The organism is Pseudomonas sp. LG1E9, assembly GCF_003290225.1.
In the GTDB taxonomy this organism is placed as follows: Bacteria; Pseudomonadota; Gammaproteobacteria; order Pseudomonadales; family Pseudomonadaceae; genus Aquipseudomonas; species Aquipseudomonas cyclaminis.
The window spans coordinates 4,276,928-4,294,834 of sequence record NZ_CP029983.1 but is presented as its reverse complement, the minus strand read 5'-3'; the positions used below and the strand labels follow the sequence as shown (position 1 = coordinate 4,294,834).

The following is a 17,907-nucleotide window of genomic DNA, read 5'->3' as shown; positions in this document are numbered from 1 at the left end:
CAGGCGCCAATGTGGGAGGGGGCTTGCCCCCGATAGCAGTGCTTCAGTCGCTACACGAGTGACTGGTACGCCGCTATCGGGGGCAAGCCCCCTCCCACATTGTTTTGTGGTGCTAGATAAATGGCGCACACACAAAAACGCCCGGCATAACCGGGCGTTTTGTATTGACTTGCTTAGCGAGCGCGGTAAGTGATGCGCCCTTTGCTCAAGTCATAGGGCGTCAGCTCGACGCGCACTTTGTCACCGGTAAGAATACGAATGTAGTTCTTGCGCATCTTGCCGGAGATATGCGCGGTTACGACGTGCCCATTTTCCAACTCCACACGAAACATGGTGTTGGGCAGGGTGTCGACGACAGTGCCTTCCATTTCGAAGCTGTCTTCTTTCGACATGCAGTAAAGCCCTCGGTATCCAGTGAATGGCCCGGTGCAACTGCGCCAGGCAAAAGCGGCGTGCATTGTGCCCGAAAAAGGGTGTTTAAGCCAAGGGGTTCTAGTTAAGCGTGACCCATCTTTGATTAATCAGCAGTTCTATGGGCCGATATTGGGTCTTGTAGCTCATCTTTTTGCAGTTCTTGATCCAGTATCCGAGGTAAACCGCCTCCAGTTCCAGGCGCAGTGCTTCGCCGATTTGCCAGAGGATCGCAAAGCGCCCCAGGCTGCGGCGCTCTTCGGTCGGCTCGTAGAAGGTGTAGACCGCCGACAGGCCGTTAGGCAGCAAATCCGTCACGGCGACGGCCAGCAGGCGACCGTCCGCACGAAATTCATAGAAGCGTGAAAAAGGCAGGTCGCGCACCAGAAACGTGGAGAACTGGTCGCGGCTTGGTGGGAACATATCGCCATCGGCGTGGCGTTGCTCGATATAGCGCTGGTAAAGGTCGAAGTATTCTTCGGTAAACCGAGGCTTGCTCGATGTCACCACCAAGTCGACATTGCGCTTGAGGATGCGCTTCTGGTTGCGGTCCGGCAGAAACTGCGCCACAGGGAGGCGCGCCGGCACGCAGGCATTGCAGTTCTGGCAATGGGGTCGGTACAGATGGTCGCCGCTACGCCGAAAGCCCATTTCCGAAAGATCCGCATACACATGCACGTCCATCGGTTGGCTGGGGTCGAGGAACAGTGTGGTGGCCTGCTCGTCTGGCAGATAGCTGCAAGAGTGGGCTTGAGTGGCATAAAACTTCAAACGCGCCAACTCGGTCATGATCAACCCTCGGGATAAGCTTTGAAATAAGTGTAAGCCAGGTGCGCGGATGTCGCCTAAGAAACCCACGGCCCGGTGTTGGGTTGGTCCAGGTGGTCGCGTAGAAAACCGGCGAACTCACTGCGAGGAATGGCGCGGGCACCCAGGCTGTGCAGGTGATCGTTGGGCATCTGGCAGTCGATCAGCACAAAGCCCCAGGCCTGTAATTGTCGCGTCAGTGTAGCGAAGCCAAATTTAGAGGCATTGTCGGCGCGGCTGAACATGGATTCGCCAAAAAACAGCTGGCCCATCGCCAGGCCATACAGGCCGCCCACCAGCACGCCTGCATCCCATACCTCTACCGAGTGCGCATGGCCGCGCTTGTGCAGCTCCAGGTAGGCGTTCTGGATGCCTTCGGTGATCCAGGTGCCATCGGCGTAGGCGCGCGGCGCAGCGCAGGCCTGGATGACGGCGGCGAAGTCCTGGTCGAATGTCACGGTGTAGCGCTGCTGGCGTAACAGCTTGCCCAGGCTGCGGGATACGTGGAGTTCATCAGGGAAGATCACCGTGCGCGGGTCTGGCGACCACCAAAGGATCGGTTGACCTTCCGAAAACCAAGGGAAGCAGCCGTGGCGGTAGGCCTTGACCAGTCGCTCCGCCGATAGATCGCCGCCGGCGGCAAGCAGGCCATTGGGTTCGCGCATGGCTTTGGCCAGCGGTGGAAAGGTCAGGGTGTCGCGTTGCAACCAGGTCAGCATGGCATCCAGGCTTATGGAAGGGGAGGGGAGTGGCAGGTATGACACCCGCCTCGGCAGTGCTGATTATTGTCGACGCAGCGCCATCGGGCCAGCTTGAATCCGCCATTGCTGCGTATTAGCGTGAGCGGGTGTTTCTGCAACTCTATGCCGGGGGTGTGGTCGTATTCGGGGCCGGCCAATACAGGCCATTTGCCAAGCTTGCCTGGATTGGTAAAAACAGCTCATAAGCCTTTGTCAGCAAAGACAATGCATGCTCAAATTGCACATGTTGTGACACACAATTGGCTATGCTGGCTGAAGAAAGCCAAGTGGCGTGGCATCAGGCACACAAACCCGTACAATGCGGCCATTGTGGCGTTATCGTCATTTCATTGCGCAATCGCCCGACGTTAAACGTAGATTCAACGACGTTCGTTTATTTTCAGCTGCTCGGATTGGGCAGTAGTTGCAGTCATTCAACAGATGGACGCGCTAAAGGCGCAGGAAAAGACCCGTTTTGAAGAAATCCGCCGCAACACCTAAAGCAGCAGTCGTGCCGGCTTGGCGCCAGCACCTGCACTATCGACTCAAGGAAGGTGCGCTGATCGCGATCGGCGCGCTGTGCCTGTTCCTGATGATGGCCTTGCTCACCTATGGCAAGGACGATCCGGGCTGGAGCCACAACAGCAAGATCGACGACGTGCAGAACTTCGGTGGTCCGGTGGGTTCCTACAGCGCCGATATCCTGTTCATGGTGCTGGGTTACTTCGCTTACATCTTCCCGTTGCTGCTGGCGATCAAGACCTGGCAGATCTTCCGCCAGCGTCACGAGCCGTGGCAATGGAGTGGCTGGCTGTTCTCCTGGCGCCTGATCGGCCTGGTGTTCCTGGTGCTCTCCGGGGCGGCGCTGGCCCATATTCATTTCCACGCGCCTACCGGTTTGCCGGCGGGCGCGGGTGGGGCGCTGGGCGAAAGCCTTGGCGACCTGGCACGCAAGACCCTGAATATCCAGGGCAGCACCCTGATGTTCATTGCGCTGTTCCTGTTCGGCCTCACGGTATTCACCGACCTCTCGTGGTTCAAGGTGATGGATGTGACGGGCAAGATCACCCTCGACCTGCTCGAATTGTTCCAAGGCGCCGCCAACCGTTGGTGGTCCGCCCGTGTCGATCGCAAGCGCATGGTGGCCCAGTTGCGCGAGGTGGATACCCGCATCAATGAGGTCGTGGCCCCGAGCACACCGGACCGCCGCGAACAGGCCAAGGTCAAGGAGCGCCTTATCGAGCGCGAACAGGCCCTGAGCAAGCACATGTCCGACCGCGAGAAGCAGGTGCCACCGGTGATTGCGCCGGCGCCGCCCAAGGCTCCCGAGCCAAGCCATCGCGTGCAGAAAGAGAAACAGGCGCCGTTGTTCATCGACAGCGCCGTGGAAGGCACCTTGCCGCCGATCTCGATTCTCGACCCGGCCGAAAAGAAACAACTCAACTATTCACCGGAATCCCTGGCGGCCGTCGGCCACCTGCTGGAAATCAAGCTCAAGGAATTCGGCGTCGAAGTCTCGGTGGACTCGATCCACCCTGGCCCGGTAATTACCCGTTACGAAATCCAGCCGGCCGCCGGTGTAAAAGTCAGCCGCATTTCCAACCTGGCCAAGGACTTGGCCCGCTCCCTGGCCGTGACCAGCGTGCGCGTGGTGGAGGTGATCCCCGGCAAGACCACCGTGGGTATCGAGATTCCCAACGAAGACCGCCAGATCGTGCGTTTCTCCGAAGTGCTGTCGACGCCGGAATACGACAACTTCAAATCGCCGGTCACCCTGGCCCTGGGCCATGACATCGGCGGCAAGCCGGTCATCACTGACCTGGCGAAAATGCCTCACCTGCTGGTTGCTGGTACCACCGGTTCCGGTAAGTCGGTGGGGGTGAACGCGATGATCCTGTCGATCCTGTTCAAGTCCGGCCCGGAAGACGCCAAGCTGATCATGATCGACCCGAAGATGCTCGAACTGTCGATCTACGAAGGCATTCCGCACCTGCTGTGCCCGGTGGTCACCGACATGAAGGACGCCGCCAACGCCCTGCGCTGGAGCGTTGCCGAGATGGAGCGCCGCTACAAGCTAATGGCGAAGATGGGCGTGCGTAACCTGTCGGGCTTCAACGCGAAGGTCAAGGAAGCCCAGGACGCCGGCACGCCGCTGACCGATCCGCTGTACAAGCGCGAAAGCATCCACGACGAAGCACCGCTGCTGAGCAAGCTGCCGACCATCGTGGTGGTGGTCGACGAATTTGCCGACATGATGATGATCGTCGGCAAGAAGGTTGAAGAGCTGATCGCCCGTATCGCCCAGAAAGCGCGAGCGGCCGGTATCCACTTGATCCTTGCTACCCAGCGGCCGTCGGTGGACGTGATCACCGGCCTGATCAAGGCCAACATCCCGACGCGCATGGCGTTCCAGGTGTCGAGCAAGATCGACTCGCGGACCATCATTGACCAGGGCGGCGCCGAACAACTGTTGGGCCACGGTGACATGCTCTACATGCCGCCGGGCACCAGCCTGCCGATCCGTGTGCACGGCGCTTTCGTGTCCGACGATGAAGTGCACCGCGTGGTGGAAGCCTGGAAGCTGCGCGGCGCGCCTGAATACAACGATGACATCCTTGCCGGCGTTGAAGAAGCTGGCAGCGGTTTCGACGGTGGCAGCAGCGGTGGCGACGATGATGCCGAGACCGACGCGCTGTACGACGAAGCCGTGGCATTTGTGCTGGAAAGCCGCCGGGCCTCGATTTCTGCGGTACAGCGCAAGCTGAAGATCGGCTACAACCGCGCCGCCCGCATGATCGAAGCCATGGAAAACGCCGGCGTCGTCACCGCAATGAACACCAACGGCTCGCGTGAAATCATTGCCCCTGGGCAGATGCGCGACTGACTCCGTGCCGCGTGGCAGCACGCGGCGCGCCCTGACTACTCAATGAGGACTCCCATGCGCTTTATCCGCATGCTGTTGTTGCCGGCACTGGCCCTGACCGCTGTTTCGGCTCACGCTGACCCGGCCTCCGTCGCCAGCCTGAAGAACCTGTTGGACAAATCCCAGACCCTGACCGCACGTTTTTCCCAACTGACCCTGGATGCCGGCGGTACTCGCTTGCAGGAAACGGCAGGGGAAATGGCCGTGCAGCGCCCGGGGCTGTTCTACTGGCACACCGAAGGCAAGGCCGAGCAGACCATCGTCTCGGACGGCCAGAAAGTTACGCTGTGGGACCCGGACCTGGAGCAGGCGACCATCAAGAAGCTCGACCCACGCCTGAACCAGACGCCGGCGCTGTTGCTGTCGGGCGACGTGTCGAAGATCAACGACAGCTTCGATATCACCTCCAAGCAAACCAGCAACGTGATCGAATTCACCCTCAAGCCCAAATCCAAGGACACGCTGTTTGACACGCTGTCCCTGTCGTTCGGCAATGGCGTGATCAACAACATGCGCCTGATCGACAGCGTCGGCCAGCGCACCGATATCCTGTTCTCCGGGGTCAAGGCCAACCAGCCGGTGCCGGCTTCCAAGTTCAAGTTCGACATCCCCAAGGGTGCCGACGTAATCCAGGAATAAACCAGAGGTTTCAAACGCTGCCCATGGACCTGTTTCGAAGTGACCCGATTGCCCAACCCTTGGCCGCACGCTTGCGTTCGACCAACCTGGATGAGTACGTCGGTCAGGAACACCTGCTCGCTCGCGGCAAGCCATTGCGCGAAGCCCTGGAGCAGGGCGCACTGCACTCGATGATTTTCTGGGGGCCACCGGGCGTGGGTAAAACCACCCTGGCGCGGCTGCTGGCGAAAGTCTCGGATGCACACTTCGAAACGGTGTCTGCGGTGCTGGCCGGGGTCAAGGAAATCCGCCAGGCGGTGGACGTCGCCAAGCAGCAGGCCGGGCAATACGGCAAGCGCACCATCCTGTTTGTCGACGAAGTGCATCGCTTCAACAAGTCGCAGCAGGATGCCTTCCTGCCCTACGTTGAAGACGGCACGCTGATCTTTATTGGCGCCACCACCGAAAACCCCTCGTTCGAACTGAACAACGCGTTGCTGTCGCGGGCTCGCGTGTATGTGCTCAAGAGCCTCGACGAGGCGGCGATGCAAAAGCTGCTGCACCGCGCCTTGAGTGAAGACAAGGGCCTGGGCAAGCGCCAGCTGAGTGTCAGCGAAGAAGGCTTCAAGATTCTGCTCACCGCTGCCGATGGCGACGGTCGCCGTTTTCTCAACCTGCTGGAGAACGCATCCGACCTTGCCGAAGACGGCAGCGAGATTGGCGTCGACCTGCTGCAAAGCCTGCTCGGCGACACGCGCCGGCGCTTCGACAAGGGCGGCGAAGCTTTCTACGACCAGATCTCGGCGCTGCACAAATCCGTGCGCGGCTCCAACCCGGACGGCGCGTTGTACTGGTTTGCGCGCATGATCGACGGCGGTTGCGATCCGTTGTACCTGGCGCGCCGCGTGGTGCGCATGGCCAGCGAAGACATCGGCAACGCCGATCCGCGCGCACTGAGCCTGTGCCTCGCCGCCTGGGACGTGCAGGAGCGCCTCGGCAGCCCGGAAGGCGAGTTGGCGGTGGCCCAGGCCATCACCTACCTGGCCTGCGCGCCGAAAAGCAACGCGGTGTACATGGGCTTCAAGTCGGCGCTGCGTGCCGCGGCCGAATACGGCTCCCTCGAAGTGCCGTTGCACTTGCGCAATGCGCCGACCAAATTGATGAAACAGCTCGGCTACGGCGACGAATATCGCTATGCCCACGATGAGCCGGATGCCTATGCCGCCGGTGAAGACTACTTCCCCGATGAGCTTGAGCCGTTGCCGCTCTACCAGCCGGTGCCCCGTGGCCTTGAGCTGAAGATCGGCGAGAAGCTCAATCATCTGGCCGCACTCGATCGTTTAAGTCCCAAGCAGCGGAGAAAATCATGATTCCCTTGGTGGTCGCCGTCTCGGCGGGCGGTATCGCGGGTACACTGCTGCGCTTTGCGACGGCTAATTGGATCAGCGCGAATTGGCCCAAGCACTTCTATACCGCGACGCTGGCCGTTAATATCGTGGGCTGCCTGTTGATCGGCGTTTTATACGGCCTGTTCCTGGTGCGTCCCGAAGTACCGATTGAGGTGCGCGCCGGGCTGATGGTTGGCTTTCTTGGCGGCCTGACGACCTTTTCATCCTTTTCACTGGATACCGTACGCCTGCTGGAAAGCGGGCAAATGCCGCTGGCGATTGGCTACGCTGCCATCAGTGTATTCGGCGGGCTGCTCGCGACCTGGGCTGGCCTGTCCTTGACCAAACTTTGATAAACGAGAGACCGACATGCTCGATTCCAAACTGTTACGTAGCAACCTTCAGGACGTAGCGGACCGCCTGGCATCCCGTGGCTTTGCCTTGGATGTTGCGCGCATCGAAGCGCTGGAAGAACAGCGCAAGACCGTCCAGACCCGCACCGAAGCACTGCAGGCTGAGCGTAATGCGCGTTCCAAATCCATCGGTCAGGCCAAGCAGCGCGGCGAAGACATCGCGCCGCTGATGGCGGACGTCGAGCGCATGGGCACCGAGCTGTCCGACGGCAAGGTCGAGCTGGAGGGCATTCAGTCCGAGCTGGATTCGATCCTGCTGGGCATCCCCAACATTCCGCATGAATCTGTGCCAGTGGGTGAAGACGAAGACGGCAACGTCGAAGTCCGCCGCTGGGGCACGCCCAAAGCCTTTGACTTCGAGATCAAGGACCACGTTGCCCTGGGCGAATTGACCGGTGGCCTGGATTTCGAAACCGCCGCCAAGATGTCCGGCGCGCGCTTTGCGTTGCTGCGCGGACCGATCGCGCGCATGCACCGTGCCCTGGCGCAGTTCATGATCAACCTGCACACCGGCGAGCACGGCTACGAAGAGGCCTACACCCCTTATCTGGTGCAAGGTCCGGCGCTGATGGGTACCAGCCAGTTGCCGAAGTTCGAAGAAGACCTGTTCAAGATCAGCCGCGACGGCGAAGCCGACCTGTACCTGATCCCGACCGCCGAAGTGTCGCTGACCAATATCGTCGCTGGCGAGATCCTCGACGCCAAGCAACTGCCACTCAAGTTCGTGGCCCACAGCCCGTGCTTTCGCAGTGAAGCCGGCGCATCGGGGCGTGACACCCGTGGCATGATCCGCCAGCACCAGTTCGACAAGGTCGAGATGGTGCAAGTGGTCGAGCCGTCGACCTCCATGGAAGCCCTGGAAGGCCTGACCGCCAACGCCGAGCGCGTGCTGCAACTGCTGGAGCTGCCGTACCGCGTGCTGGCTCTGTGCACGGGCGACATGGGGTTCAGCGCCGTGAAGACCTACGATCTGGAAGTGTGGGTGCCGAGCCAGGACAAGTACCGCGAGATTTCGTCGTGCTCCAACTGCGGTGATTTCCAGGCCCGTCGCATGCAGGCGCGTTTCCGTAACCCGGAAACCGGCAAGCCGGAACTGGTGCACACCCTCAATGGTTCGGGCCTGGCCGTAGGCCGTACCCTGGTGGCGGTGTTGGAAAACTACCAGCAGGCTGACGGTTCGATCCGTGTGCCTGAAGTGCTCAAGCCGTACATGGCCGGCGTTGAGGTCATCGGCTAAATGGAATTTCTGCCGCTGTTTCATAACCTGCGCGGCAGCCGTGTATTGGTCGTTGGTGGCGGGGAAATTGCCTTGCGCAAGTCCCGGCTGCTGGCCGACGCCGGCGCAGTGCTGCGGGTGGTTGCTCCTCAGATCGAAGACCAGTTGCGTGAATTGGTGCTGGGCAGTGGCGGGGAACTGAACGTGCGTGGTTATCAGGAGCCCGACCTTGATGGTTGCACCCTGATCATCGCCGCGACGGACGACGAGCCACTCAATGCGCAAGTATCCAGTGATGCCAAGCGTCGCTGTGTACCGGTCAACGTGGTGGACGCGCCGGCCTTGTGCAGCGTGATCTTCCCGGCGATTGTCGACCGCTCGCCGTTGGTGATTGCGGTGTCCAGCGGCGGCGATGCGCCGGTGCTGGCACGCTTGATCCGCGCCAAGCTGGAAACCTGGATTCCATCGACTTATGGTCAATTGGCCGGGTTGGCGGCGCGTTTTCGTGCCCAGGTCAAAGGTTTGTACCCGGATGTGCAGCAACGTCGGGCGTTCTGGGAAGAAGTGTTCCAGGGCCCGATTGCCGACCGTCAGTTGGCCGGGCAGGGCGATGAGGCTGAGCGTTTATTGATTGAAAAGGTCAACGGTGCACCGCCGTACGCGCCGGGTGAGGTTTACCTGGTGGGCGCAGGCCCAGGCGATCCTGACCTGTTGACCTTCCGTGCGCTGCGTCTGATGCAGCAAGCCGATGTGGTGCTGTACGACCGCCTGGTCGCCCCGGCGATTCTTGAGCTGTGCCGTCGTGATGCCGAGCGGGTGTATGTCGGCAAGCGTCGCGCCGACCATGCCGTGCCGCAGGACCAGATCAACCAGCAATTGGTGGATCTGGCCAAGCAAGGCAAGCGCGTGCTGCGCCTCAAGGGTGGCGATCCGTTCATCTTTGGGCGTGGTGGCGAAGAAATCGAGGAATTGGCGGCCCATGGCATCCCGTTCCAGGTAGTGCCAGGGATTACAGCGGCCAGTGGCTGCGCGGCGTATGCCGGGATTCCGCTGACCCATCGCGATTACGCGCAATCGGTGCGCTTTATCACCGGGCACCTGAAAAACGGTACGTCGGATCTGCCCTGGCAGGATCTGGTGGGGCCGTCGCAGACGCTGGTGTTCTACATGGGCCTGATTGGCTTGCCGATCATCTGCGAGCAACTGATCAAGCACGGTCGCGCCGCTGATACACCGGCAGCGTTGATCCAGCAGGGCACCACCTCGAACCAGCGTGTGTTCACCGGTACCCTGGCCGACTTGCCACGCATGGTGGCGGAGCATGAAGTGCATGCGCCGACATTGGTGATCGTGGGTGAGGTGGTGGTGTTGCGCGAGAAGCTCAAGTGGTTTGAAGGCGCCCAGTCTCAGGTGTGAGCCCTGAAAGCATCGGGGGCAAGTCCCCTCCCACATTAAAATGCATTCCAAATGTGGGAGGGGGCTTGCCCCCGATGAGTCCCTCAGACACAACCATCTCCTGGATCAGCTCAAAACCCCTGAACCATTCAAGCGCCGACGATCATGCTCGGCATCAAACCTCTGCAACGGCCCTTTCGGCACAATCCCCGTCGGATTGATCGTCCGATGGCTCGCATAGTAGTGCCCCTTGATGTGCTCGAAATCCACCGTCTCGGCCACCCCAGGCCACTGATACAACTCCCGCAGCCAGTTCGACAGGTTTGGATAATCCGCAATCCGCCGCAGATTGCATTTGAAGTGGCTGTAGTACACCGCATCAAAACGAATCAGCGTGGTAAACAGCCGCACGTCTGCCTCGGTCAGGTATTCACCGGCCAGGTAGCGATGGTCGCTCAGGTGCTGCTCCAGGTCATCCAGTTCGGCAAACACATCATCAAACGCGCTTGCATACGCCTGCTGCGACGTGGCAAAGCCTGCGCGATACACACCGTTGTTCACCGCCGGGTAAATGCGTTCGTTCAGCGCGTCGATGGTTGTGCGCAGTGACTCGGGATAGAAGTCCAGGGTGTTGCCCGTCAACCCGTTGAACGCGCTGTTGAACATGCGGATGATCTCCGCCGACTCATTGCTGACGATGCGTTGGAGCTGCTTGTCCCACAACACCGGCACGGTGACGCGGCCGGTGTAGTCGGCCGTATCGGCGGTGTAGCGCTGGTGCATGAATTCAAAATTATCCAGCGCGTCGCCAGTGGAGCCGTGGGCCTTGTCGAAGGTCCAGCCGTTTTCCAGCATCAGCCAGCTGACCACGGACACATCGATGAGGCTTTCGAGGCCTTTGAGCTTGCGCAGGATAAGGGTGCGGTGAGCCCATGGGCAGGCCAGGGACACATAGAGGTGATACCGACCGGCCTCGGCCCTGAAGCCGCCATCGCCGCTCGGGCCAGGCTGGCCGTCGGCCGTCACCCAGTGGCGGCGCTGCGCCTGTTCGCGTTGGAAAGCGCCGTCTGCGCTACTTTCGTACCACTGGTCTTTCCAGTGTCCTTCGATCAGCAAACCCATGACTGGCTCCTTGGCTAATAAGCGTTGGAGCCCAGTCTAAAGGGATGAGTTCGAACTAAAAGCGCAAAGACTGCGGGTGAATGATCGATTAAATCGATTTATCCCGCGCAGCCCAATACTGCCGGGCCAATTCGAACGCCTGCTCCCGTGGGTGGCCCAGGCCGCGCAAGGCCAGGGCCATGGTGGCGATCAGCGCCAGTTGTGGGTAGCTGTCCTCCACATCACCGCGCCACAGCGCTTTCAAATGCTCTGTCTCCAGCGTTGCCGGTTTGACATGGCGCTGGGCGGAGAGGGCGGGCCATTCTTCATCCCAGCTCTCGCCGCCGGTAGTGCCGTACAGGTGGCTGATCGTGTCGGGGTTGATCTCGATCTCGCCGCCGTCGCCTTTCACCACAATCACGTTATCGCCAAGCAGGCCGCTGGCGTCGCGGTGTACGCCCTGATAGCCCGGATGGAAAATGCTTTGCAGGCCGCAACGGGCGTTCAACGGGTTGAGCAGCCGCGCCAGGGAGTGGATCGGCGAGCGCAGGCCCAGGGTGTTGCGCAAATCGATCATGCGTTGCAGCTGCGGTGCCCAGTCGCCCAGCGGGATGAACGCCAGGTTGCCCTGGTCAAACGCCGTGCCGACCTGCTGCCAGTTGCGGCACAGGGGAATTTGCAGGGTTTGCAGCAATTGTTCGGTGTACAACCGGCCCGCCGTATGGGCGCCGCCACCGTGCATCAGGATGCGCACGCCGTTCTGTGCCAGGCATTTGGCCGCCAGCAGAAACCACGGCAGGTGGCGCTTTTTACCGGCGTAGGTCGGCCAGTCGATATCCACGTTCAGTGCCGGGGCATCCAGGCGTTCGCGCACGGCTTCGGTGAAGCCAGCAAGTTCTTCCGCGCTTTCTTCCTTGTGCCGCAGCAGCATCAGGAAGGCGCCCAGTTGGGTGTCTTCGACTTTTTCGTCGAGCAGCATGCCCATGGCTTCACGGGCTTCTTCGCGGGTGAGGTTACGCGCGCCGCGCTTGCCTTTGCCCAGGATGCGCACGAATGGCGCAAACGGGTGCTCGGCAGGGGTTTGCAGGGTCAGTGGGGCAAAGTCGGTCATAAGCAATTCGTCGGCCTGGGCAGGCCCGCCAGCTTGGCGGCGAGTTTGGCGGGAGTGCCGTTGAACAGTTGGTTGAGGTGCAGGCTATTGCCCTTCTCCGGGCCAAGTTTCAGGGCGGTGTATTTGATCAGCGGGCGCGTGGCCGGGGACAGCTGGAATTCGGCATAAAACCCGCGCAACAGTTCGAGGATTTCCCAGTGGGCCGGCGTCAGCTCCAGGTTGTCGGCGGCGGCCAGGGCATTGGCGACTTCGGTGGACCAGTCGTCCAGATCGACCAGGTAGCCGTCCTTGTCCAGTTCGAGGCGGCGCTCGCCTACGGTCAGGGTGTTCATAGCCAGGTGTTGACCTTGTCGTAGTCGATCGACAGTTGCACGAAACCGGGATAGTCCATGCTGTCAGCCCAGTCCGGTAGTGGCAGATTGCGCGCCTGCATGTCTTCGGCCAGCACAAACACCTTCACGCCTTTGGTTTGCAGGGCGGGCGTGTGCAGGCCGTAGGCGCCGTCACCACACAGCAGGATTGCGTCCCCGGCGCCACAGATGCGCAGGCAGCTGTCGAGGCGGCTGTCGGTAAACGGGGAATGAGACACCACATGTAGAGTCGACATCAGAGGGTAATCACCTGGTCGTAACGGTCAATCAGTTGGGAAATGGCTTGGCTGTCCAGCGACTGCGCGTTGGCGGGTGGCGGCAGCCCGCGTGCGGACAGGCTGTGGTCGCAGGCGAACACGTCATCAATGCCGAACAGGCCCAGGGCCTGCAGATTGGCACTCAGGTCTTTCTGTTGCACGGCTTTGGCGGCTTGGCACGGCGCCAGTTGGAACACACCGTCATCCATGAACAGCAAGCCGATGGGCAGATCAAACGCGCCGCCGGCCAGCACGATATCCAGCGCTTCCCGCGCGCTCGGCCCGGACCACGGCGCCTGGCGGCTGATCACCAATAGGGATCTGGACATCTCACGGCCCTCCAAAACAGATCAGGCGGTCGGCATCCTGGATCGCATCATGCAATTGCCCAAGGCCTGACAGCGCCCACGGCGCATCCAGGTTGACCGCGCTGCGTTGATAGCGCGTGGCTTCTTCGCTGTTGAGCACGCCACGGCGCAGGGCAGCGGCGATGCACACCACGCCGTCCAGCTGATGAGTGCTGACAAACTCACGCCATTGGCGGGCGATGTCTTGCTCATCCTGGGGCGCGACAACGTTATTGGACGCGCTGTACACGCCATCCTGATAAAAAAACAACCGCACAATCTCATGCCCGCCGGCCAGCGCGGCCTGTGCGAACAGCAGGGCGCGGCGCGAGGAGGGCGCATGGGCGGCGGAATACAGGGCAATCGCGAACTTCATGGAACACTCGGCAAGCAAACGTGGGCCAATGATAAAGCCGCCGCCGCGAAAAAGCCCGCCGTGATCAAAACGGTCACTGTCGGTGATTGTTCTGACGATTGCCGGTAGGCGTAAGGCTGCCTAGTCTGTGAGCATTCGAAGCGAAAGTGGAGCCCCCAAATGTCAGGTCCCTTGGCGTCCCTCAAAGTGCTGGATTTTTCCACCTTGCTGCCTGGCCCGTTTGCTTCGTTGATGCTGGCGGACATGGGGGCCGAGGTGCTGCGTATCGAATCGCCCACGCGCATGGACCTGCTGCGCGTGCTGCCACCCCATGACCAAGGCACCTCGGCGAGCCACGCCTACCTCAATCGCAATAAACGCAGCCTGGCGCTGGACCTCAAGCAGGCTGAGGCCCCGGACATCGTAAGGGCGCTGGTCAAGAACTACGACATCGTGCTCGAACAGTTTCGCCCCGGCGTGATGGAGCGCCTGGGCCTGGGGTATGAGGCCTTGAAAGCGCTCAACCCCCGCCTGATTTATGTGTCGATCACCGGGTATGGCCAGACCGGCCCGTATAAGGATCGCGCCGGCCACGATATCAACTACCTGGCACTGGCGGGCGTGGCCAGCTACACCGGGCGCCAGGACAGCGGGCCGCTGCCGTTGGGCGTGCAGTTGGCGGATGTGGGCGGCGGCTCGTTGCATGCCGTGGTGGGTTTGCTCGCAGCGGTCATTGCTCGCCAGCAGACGGGTGTCGGTCAATACCTGGATGTGAGCATGACCGACTGCTCATTCAGCCTGAACGCGATGGCTGGCGCGAGTTACCTGGCCTGCGGCGTGCAGCCGGAAAGGGAAACCCATGTGCTCAATGGCGGCAGTTTCTATGACTATTACCGCTCGCGTGATGGGCGCTGGATGTCGGTGGGCAGCCTGGAGCCGGCGTTTATGCAGCGACTGTGCGCGGCGTTCGGGCGGCCGGAGCTGGCGGCACTGGGCCTCGATCCTGCGCTCAAGCGGGCGCTGCAAGTCGAATTCGAAAAGCGCAGCTTTGATGAGCTGTGCGAGTTATTTGCCGGTGTGGATGCGTGTGTAGAGCCAGTGTTGAGCCTGAGCGAGGCCGTTGAACACCCGCAGTTGAAGGCGCGGGCGTTGGTCAGCCAGGTGCCGAGGGGCGATGGTTCGACCCAGGCGCAGCTGGCTTGCCCGCTGAAGTTTTCCGAGGGGTTGCCGGCGCCGAGACATATTGGTGTGGCGGTGGGGGTGCACAGTGATGAGGTGTTGGCGGAGTTGGGCCTCAGCGCTCAGCGAATAGCGGAACTGCGGCGGGCCAAGGTGGTTGGGTGACTGACCCGGCGCTATCGGGGGCGGCCCCCCGATTTGGCCCTCACTCCACCCGGGTTTCCCCGGTAAACACCAGGGTCTGCCGACACCGCCGACACAAATACCGCCGTCCCTGAGCCACCATGCCATGACGCTGCGACGAAAACGGGAAGTCGCTATCGGCACACGGGCAGCGGTAGATATAGCGGGTCACCTGGCGACGCTGCACGGCATAGGTGTGGCAGCGGTCTGGCGGCAGTTCGTAGACCCCGCGCATGATTAACTGCCATTCCTCGCCATGGGGCTGGATGCGCTCACCGAACAATTGATGGGCGATCAGGTGCGCCACTTCATGGGCCACGGTCTGCTTGAGGAAATGTTGACTGTTTTCTCGGTACAACTGTGGGTTGAAGCGCAGCAGGTTCTCGTGCAGATGCGCGACACCGGCTTTCTGGCCCCGCAGCTTGAGGCTGACCTGGGGGCGCTTGAAGCTTCGTTTGAAAAAGGATTCGGCTTGCAGGAAACAATCTTCGACGCGGGTATTGAGTTGCTCGGGCATGCTGTACCTATCTCCAGAGAGGCCCAGTATGCCGCAAAGCCGGTTGTTTCCGAATCTGTCAGGTGCCGAATGGTCATGCATAACGCACAAAGCCACCTTGCGGTGGCCTTGCCTGAGGGGTTGTGAGGTCAGTTGGTGTAGATCGGGCCAACACCCAGGCCCCAGACGATAACGGTAAACGCCATGATCGCCACCAGGACCACCAGGCCTACAGCCAGTACCGAGCTGGAAAACAGGAAGCCCTCGTCCGGGTCGATGTTCATGAACGTCGGCAGGCCTACATACAGCAAGTACACCGTGTAGCAGATTGCCGCCGTGCCCACGACCATGCCCAGCCACATATGTGGGTAAAGCGCCGCCAGCCCGCCGATAAACAGAGGTGTGGCGGTGTAGGTCGCAAAAGCCACGCAGCGCGCCATGCTGGGGTTGGCGTCGTAGGTACGGGCCATCCAGTGAATGAACGCGCCCATCACCGCCACGCCGCCGAGCATGGCGGCATAGGACATGATGGTCATCCACAACGCACTTTCCTGGGTCAGCATCACCGGCGCCCGGTTACCGATGACCCAGCCCACCTGGGTGGTGCCGATAAACGCTGATATCGCAGGGATCGCCGCGAGAATCAGCGTGTGAGTGAGGTACATGTGGCCGATGCTTTCTTCTTTATCGCCACGGATTTCCCGCCATTCCTGGTCGGGATGGGTAAAAAGCCCCACGACGTGATGGATCATGCCAGTCACTCCTGTCGTTATTGCCATCGCCCCCCATCGGAGCGCCCACGGGCCAATTGGCCTGAAAGGTCTGGATATAGATGTGCGACCTCACGTCGCAGTATAGGAAGGGATGACCTGAATAACTGTAGGGGCTTTAGAGCAAATCGCACTGTAAACAGTGGGCCTAATCGCAGATTGGAATGCTGGCCTACATTGAATGTGGGGACTCGAAATCGGTAAGATACCCGGCTTTTCGTCACACACCAGCAGCGGATCCAAGCGCCATGGGCACTCTTACGGTCAACCAGAACAAACTACAAAAACGCCTGCGTCGCCTGGCCGGTGAAGCGGTCGCCGATTTCAACATGATCGAGGACGGCGACAAGGTCATGGTCTGTCTCTCCGGCGGCAAAGACAGTTACACCCTGCTTGACGTGCTGCTGCACCTGCAAAAGGTCGCGCCAATCAAGTTCGAGATCGTCGCCGTCAACATGGACCAGAAACAACCAGGCTTCCCGGAGCACGTGCTGCCGGCCTACCTGAAAGCCCTGGGCGTCGAGTACCACATCGTCGAGAAAGACACCTACTCGGTGGTCAAGGAGTTGATCCCGGAAGGCAAGACCACCTGCTCGCTGTGCTCGCGCCTGCGCCGTGGCACGCTCTACACCTTTGCCGATGAAATCGGTGCGACCAAGATGGCCCTGGGGCACCACCGCGACGACATCGTCGAAACCTTCTTTCTCAACATGTTTTTCAATGGCTCCCTCAAGGCCATGCCGCCCAAGCTGCGCGCCGATGACGGGCGCAACGTAGTCATCCGCCCGCTGGCGTATTGCAACGAGAAGGACATCCAGGCCTACTCCGACTTCAAGCAATTCCCGATCATCCCGTGCAACCTGTGCGGCTCCCAGGAAAACCTGCAGCGCCAGGTGGTCAAGGAGATGCTGGTGGAGTGGGATCGCAAGACGCCGGGGCGCACCGAAAGTATTTTCCGCAGCTTGCAGAACGTACAGCCATCACAATTGGCCGACCGCAACCTGTTTGACTTCACCAGCCTGAAAATCGACGAGACGGCCGCCTCGCGCTTCGTCAACGTAGTGAACCTCTGACGCAACTCAACGCTCTGAAAGACGGCGCTTACGGGCGCCGTTTTCATTTTCAATCCCCAGGAGAGGGCATGCGCGATTACAAGTGGCTGCACGAATATTGTCTGAACCGCTTTGGTTCAGCGGCTCAACTGGAAGCCCACCTGCCGGTGCCCAAAACACCGGCGCAATTGCGCAAGATCAGTGATGACCGTTATCTGTCGACCCTGGCGCTGCGAGTGTTTCGCGCCGGTTTAAAGCACAGCGTGGTGGACGCCAAATGGCCGGCGTTCGAACAAGTGTTCTTCGGCTTCGACCCGGAAAAAGTCGTGCTGATGGGCGCCGAGCACCTGGAACGCCTGATGCAGGACACGCGGATCATCCGTCACCTGGGCAAGCTCAAGAGCGTGCCGCGCAACGCGCAGATGATGCTGGACATCGAGCTAGAAAAAGGCAGCTTCGGCGCGTTTATCGCCGACTGGCCGGTCACCGACATCGTCGGGCTGTGGAAGTACCTGAGCAAGCACGGCCACCAGTTGGGCGGGCTGTCGGCGCCGCGCTTCTTGCGGATGGTGGGTAAGGATACGTTTGTGCCGAGTGATGACGTGGTGGCAGCATTGAATGCGCAGAAAATCGTCGACAAGGCGCCGACCAGCCTGCGGGATCTGGCGACGGTGCAGGGCGCGTTCAACCAGTGGCATGCCGAGAGCGGGCGACCTATGTGCCAGTTGTCGATGATGCTGGCCTACACCGTCAACCACTGAGCCGACGCGATAA

General features: G+C 60.8%; 20 protein-coding genes. 9 read left to right on the top strand and 11 right to left on the bottom strand.

Translation table 11 applies throughout. From position 1 onward, the window contains the following. Window positions 1–173: 173 nt before the first annotated feature. From infA to aat, 3 genes are all read right to left on the bottom strand, one after another. The gene (gene infA / locus DNK50_RS19535) at window positions 174–392 is read right to left on the bottom strand and encodes a translation initiation factor IF-1 (RefSeq protein ID WP_002553999.1); all 219 of its coding nucleotides are present in this window, start codon (window positions 390–392) and stop codon (window positions 174–176) included. A gap of 100 nt (window positions 393–492) precedes the next feature. Next, window positions 493–1,200, bottom strand: coding sequence for an arginyltransferase (locus DNK50_RS19530; RefSeq protein WP_099587005.1), 708 nt, complete (start codon window positions 1,198–1,200; stop codon window positions 493–495). Window positions 1,201–1,256: 56 nt separating this feature from the next. After that, window positions 1,257–1,937 carry a leucyl/phenylalanyl-tRNA--protein transferase gene (gene aat, locus DNK50_RS19525; RefSeq protein WP_099587004.1) on the bottom strand — a complete coding sequence of 227 codons (681 nt, stop codon included), beginning with the start codon at window positions 1,935–1,937 and terminating at the stop codon, window positions 1,257–1,259. A gap of 496 nt (window positions 1,938–2,433) precedes the next feature. Between aat and DNK50_RS19520 the strand changes: the two genes are divergently transcribed. Genes DNK50_RS19520 through cysG form a run of 6 tightly spaced genes read left to right on the top strand, consistent with a single transcriptional unit; the run spans window position 2,434 to window position 9,932 of the window. Beyond that, window positions 2,434–4,842, top strand: coding sequence for a DNA translocase FtsK (locus DNK50_RS19520; protein ID WP_099587003.1), 2,409 nt, complete (start codon window positions 2,434–2,436; stop codon window positions 4,840–4,842). Between the two features lie 54 nt (window positions 4,843–4,896). Then, on the top strand, window positions 4,897–5,520 hold the full coding sequence (gene lolA / locus DNK50_RS19515) for an outer membrane lipoprotein chaperone LolA (RefSeq protein ID WP_112195892.1): 624 nt from the start codon (window positions 4,897–4,899) through the stop codon (window positions 5,518–5,520). Between the two features lie 23 nt (window positions 5,521–5,543). After that, window positions 5,544–6,869: a replication-associated recombination protein A gene (locus tag DNK50_RS19510; protein WP_112195890.1), complete on the top strand. Its 1,326-nt coding sequence runs from the start codon at window positions 5,544–5,546 to the stop codon at window positions 6,867–6,869. Further along, the gene (crcB, locus tag DNK50_RS19505) at window positions 6,866–7,240 is read left to right on the top strand and encodes a fluoride efflux transporter CrcB (protein WP_112195888.1); all 375 of its coding nucleotides are present in this window, start codon (window positions 6,866–6,868) and stop codon (window positions 7,238–7,240) included. Before DNK50_RS19510 ends, crcB begins: the two co-directional genes overlap by 4 nt. Window positions 7,241–7,256: 16 nt before the next feature. Beyond that, complete coding sequence (gene serS / locus DNK50_RS19500; RefSeq protein WP_099586999.1) at window positions 7,257–8,537, top strand: serine--tRNA ligase; 1,281 nt, start codon at window positions 7,257–7,259, stop codon at window positions 8,535–8,537. Beyond that, window positions 8,538–9,932 carry a siroheme synthase CysG gene (gene cysG, locus DNK50_RS19495; protein WP_112195886.1) on the top strand — a complete coding sequence of 465 codons (1,395 nt, stop codon included), beginning with the start codon at window positions 8,538–8,540 and terminating at the stop codon, window positions 9,930–9,932. Between the two features lie 105 nt (window positions 9,933–10,037). On the opposite strand, the gene DNK50_RS19490 is transcribed toward cysG, so the two are convergent. The 6 genes from DNK50_RS19490 to tusD form a co-directional block, all read right to left on the bottom strand. Then, the gene (locus DNK50_RS19490) at window positions 10,038–11,033 is read right to left on the bottom strand and encodes a glutathione S-transferase family protein (RefSeq protein ID WP_112195884.1); all 996 of its coding nucleotides are present in this window, start codon (window positions 11,031–11,033) and stop codon (window positions 10,038–10,040) included. A gap of 88 nt (window positions 11,034–11,121) precedes the next feature. Next, the gene (locus DNK50_RS19485) at window positions 11,122–12,123 is read right to left on the bottom strand and encodes a glycosyl transferase family protein (protein WP_112195882.1); all 1,002 of its coding nucleotides are present in this window, start codon (window positions 12,121–12,123) and stop codon (window positions 11,122–11,124) included. After that, complete coding sequence (locus DNK50_RS19480) at window positions 12,120–12,455, bottom strand: TusE/DsrC/DsvC family sulfur relay protein (protein WP_099586995.1); 336 nt, start codon at window positions 12,453–12,455, stop codon at window positions 12,120–12,122. The genes DNK50_RS19485 and DNK50_RS19480 overlap by 4 nt, the downstream gene beginning before the upstream one ends. Continuing rightward, on the bottom strand, window positions 12,452–12,730 hold the full coding sequence (gene tusB / locus DNK50_RS19475; protein WP_112195880.1) for a sulfurtransferase complex subunit TusB: 279 nt from the start codon (window positions 12,728–12,730) through the stop codon (window positions 12,452–12,454). The genes DNK50_RS19480 and tusB overlap by 4 nt, the downstream gene beginning before the upstream one ends. Continuing rightward, window positions 12,730–13,080, bottom strand: a complete 351-nt coding sequence (gene tusC / locus DNK50_RS19470; protein ID WP_112195878.1) for a sulfurtransferase complex subunit TusC — start codon at window positions 13,078–13,080, stop codon at window positions 12,730–12,732. Before tusC ends, tusB begins: the two co-directional genes overlap by 1 nt. Window position 13,081: 1 nt before the next feature. Next, a complete protein-coding gene (tusD, locus tag DNK50_RS19465; RefSeq protein ID WP_112195876.1) occupies window positions 13,082–13,474 on the bottom strand; it encodes a sulfurtransferase complex subunit TusD in 393 nt (130 codons plus the stop codon). 159 nt (window positions 13,475–13,633) lie between these two features. Between tusD and DNK50_RS19460 the strand changes: the two genes are divergently transcribed. Continuing rightward, window positions 13,634–14,797, top strand: a complete 1,164-nt coding sequence (locus DNK50_RS19460) for a CaiB/BaiF CoA-transferase family protein (protein ID WP_112195874.1) — start codon at window positions 13,634–13,636, stop codon at window positions 14,795–14,797. A gap of 40 nt (window positions 14,798–14,837) precedes the next feature. Here the strand turns inward: DNK50_RS19460 and DNK50_RS19455 are convergent, their stop codons facing one another. Together DNK50_RS19455 and DNK50_RS19450 are read right to left on the bottom strand one after the other, a co-directional pair. Next, a complete protein-coding gene (locus DNK50_RS19455) occupies window positions 14,838–15,332 on the bottom strand; it encodes a SprT family zinc-dependent metalloprotease (protein ID WP_032890037.1) in 495 nt (164 codons plus the stop codon). 128 nt (window positions 15,333–15,460) lie between these two features. Continuing rightward, entirely contained in the window at window positions 15,461–16,063 is a 603-nt protein-coding gene (locus DNK50_RS19450; RefSeq protein WP_032889661.1) for a Yip1 family protein, read from the bottom strand. A gap of 266 nt (window positions 16,064–16,329) precedes the next feature. On the opposite strand from DNK50_RS19450, the gene ttcA reads away from it, so the two are divergent. Both ttcA and DNK50_RS19440 read left to right on the top strand, forming a co-directional pair. Continuing rightward, window positions 16,330–17,154 (top strand): tRNA 2-thiocytidine(32) synthetase TtcA, encoded by an 825-nt coding sequence (ttcA, locus tag DNK50_RS19445; protein ID WP_112195872.1) that lies wholly within the window; start codon window positions 16,330–16,332, stop codon window positions 17,152–17,154. A 68-nt stretch (window positions 17,155–17,222) separates the two neighbouring features. Then, on the top strand, window positions 17,223–17,894 hold the full coding sequence (locus DNK50_RS19440) for a DNA-3-methyladenine glycosylase I (RefSeq protein ID WP_099586990.1): 672 nt from the start codon (window positions 17,223–17,225) through the stop codon (window positions 17,892–17,894). The last annotated feature ends 13 nt before the right edge of the window (window positions 17,895–17,907 follow it).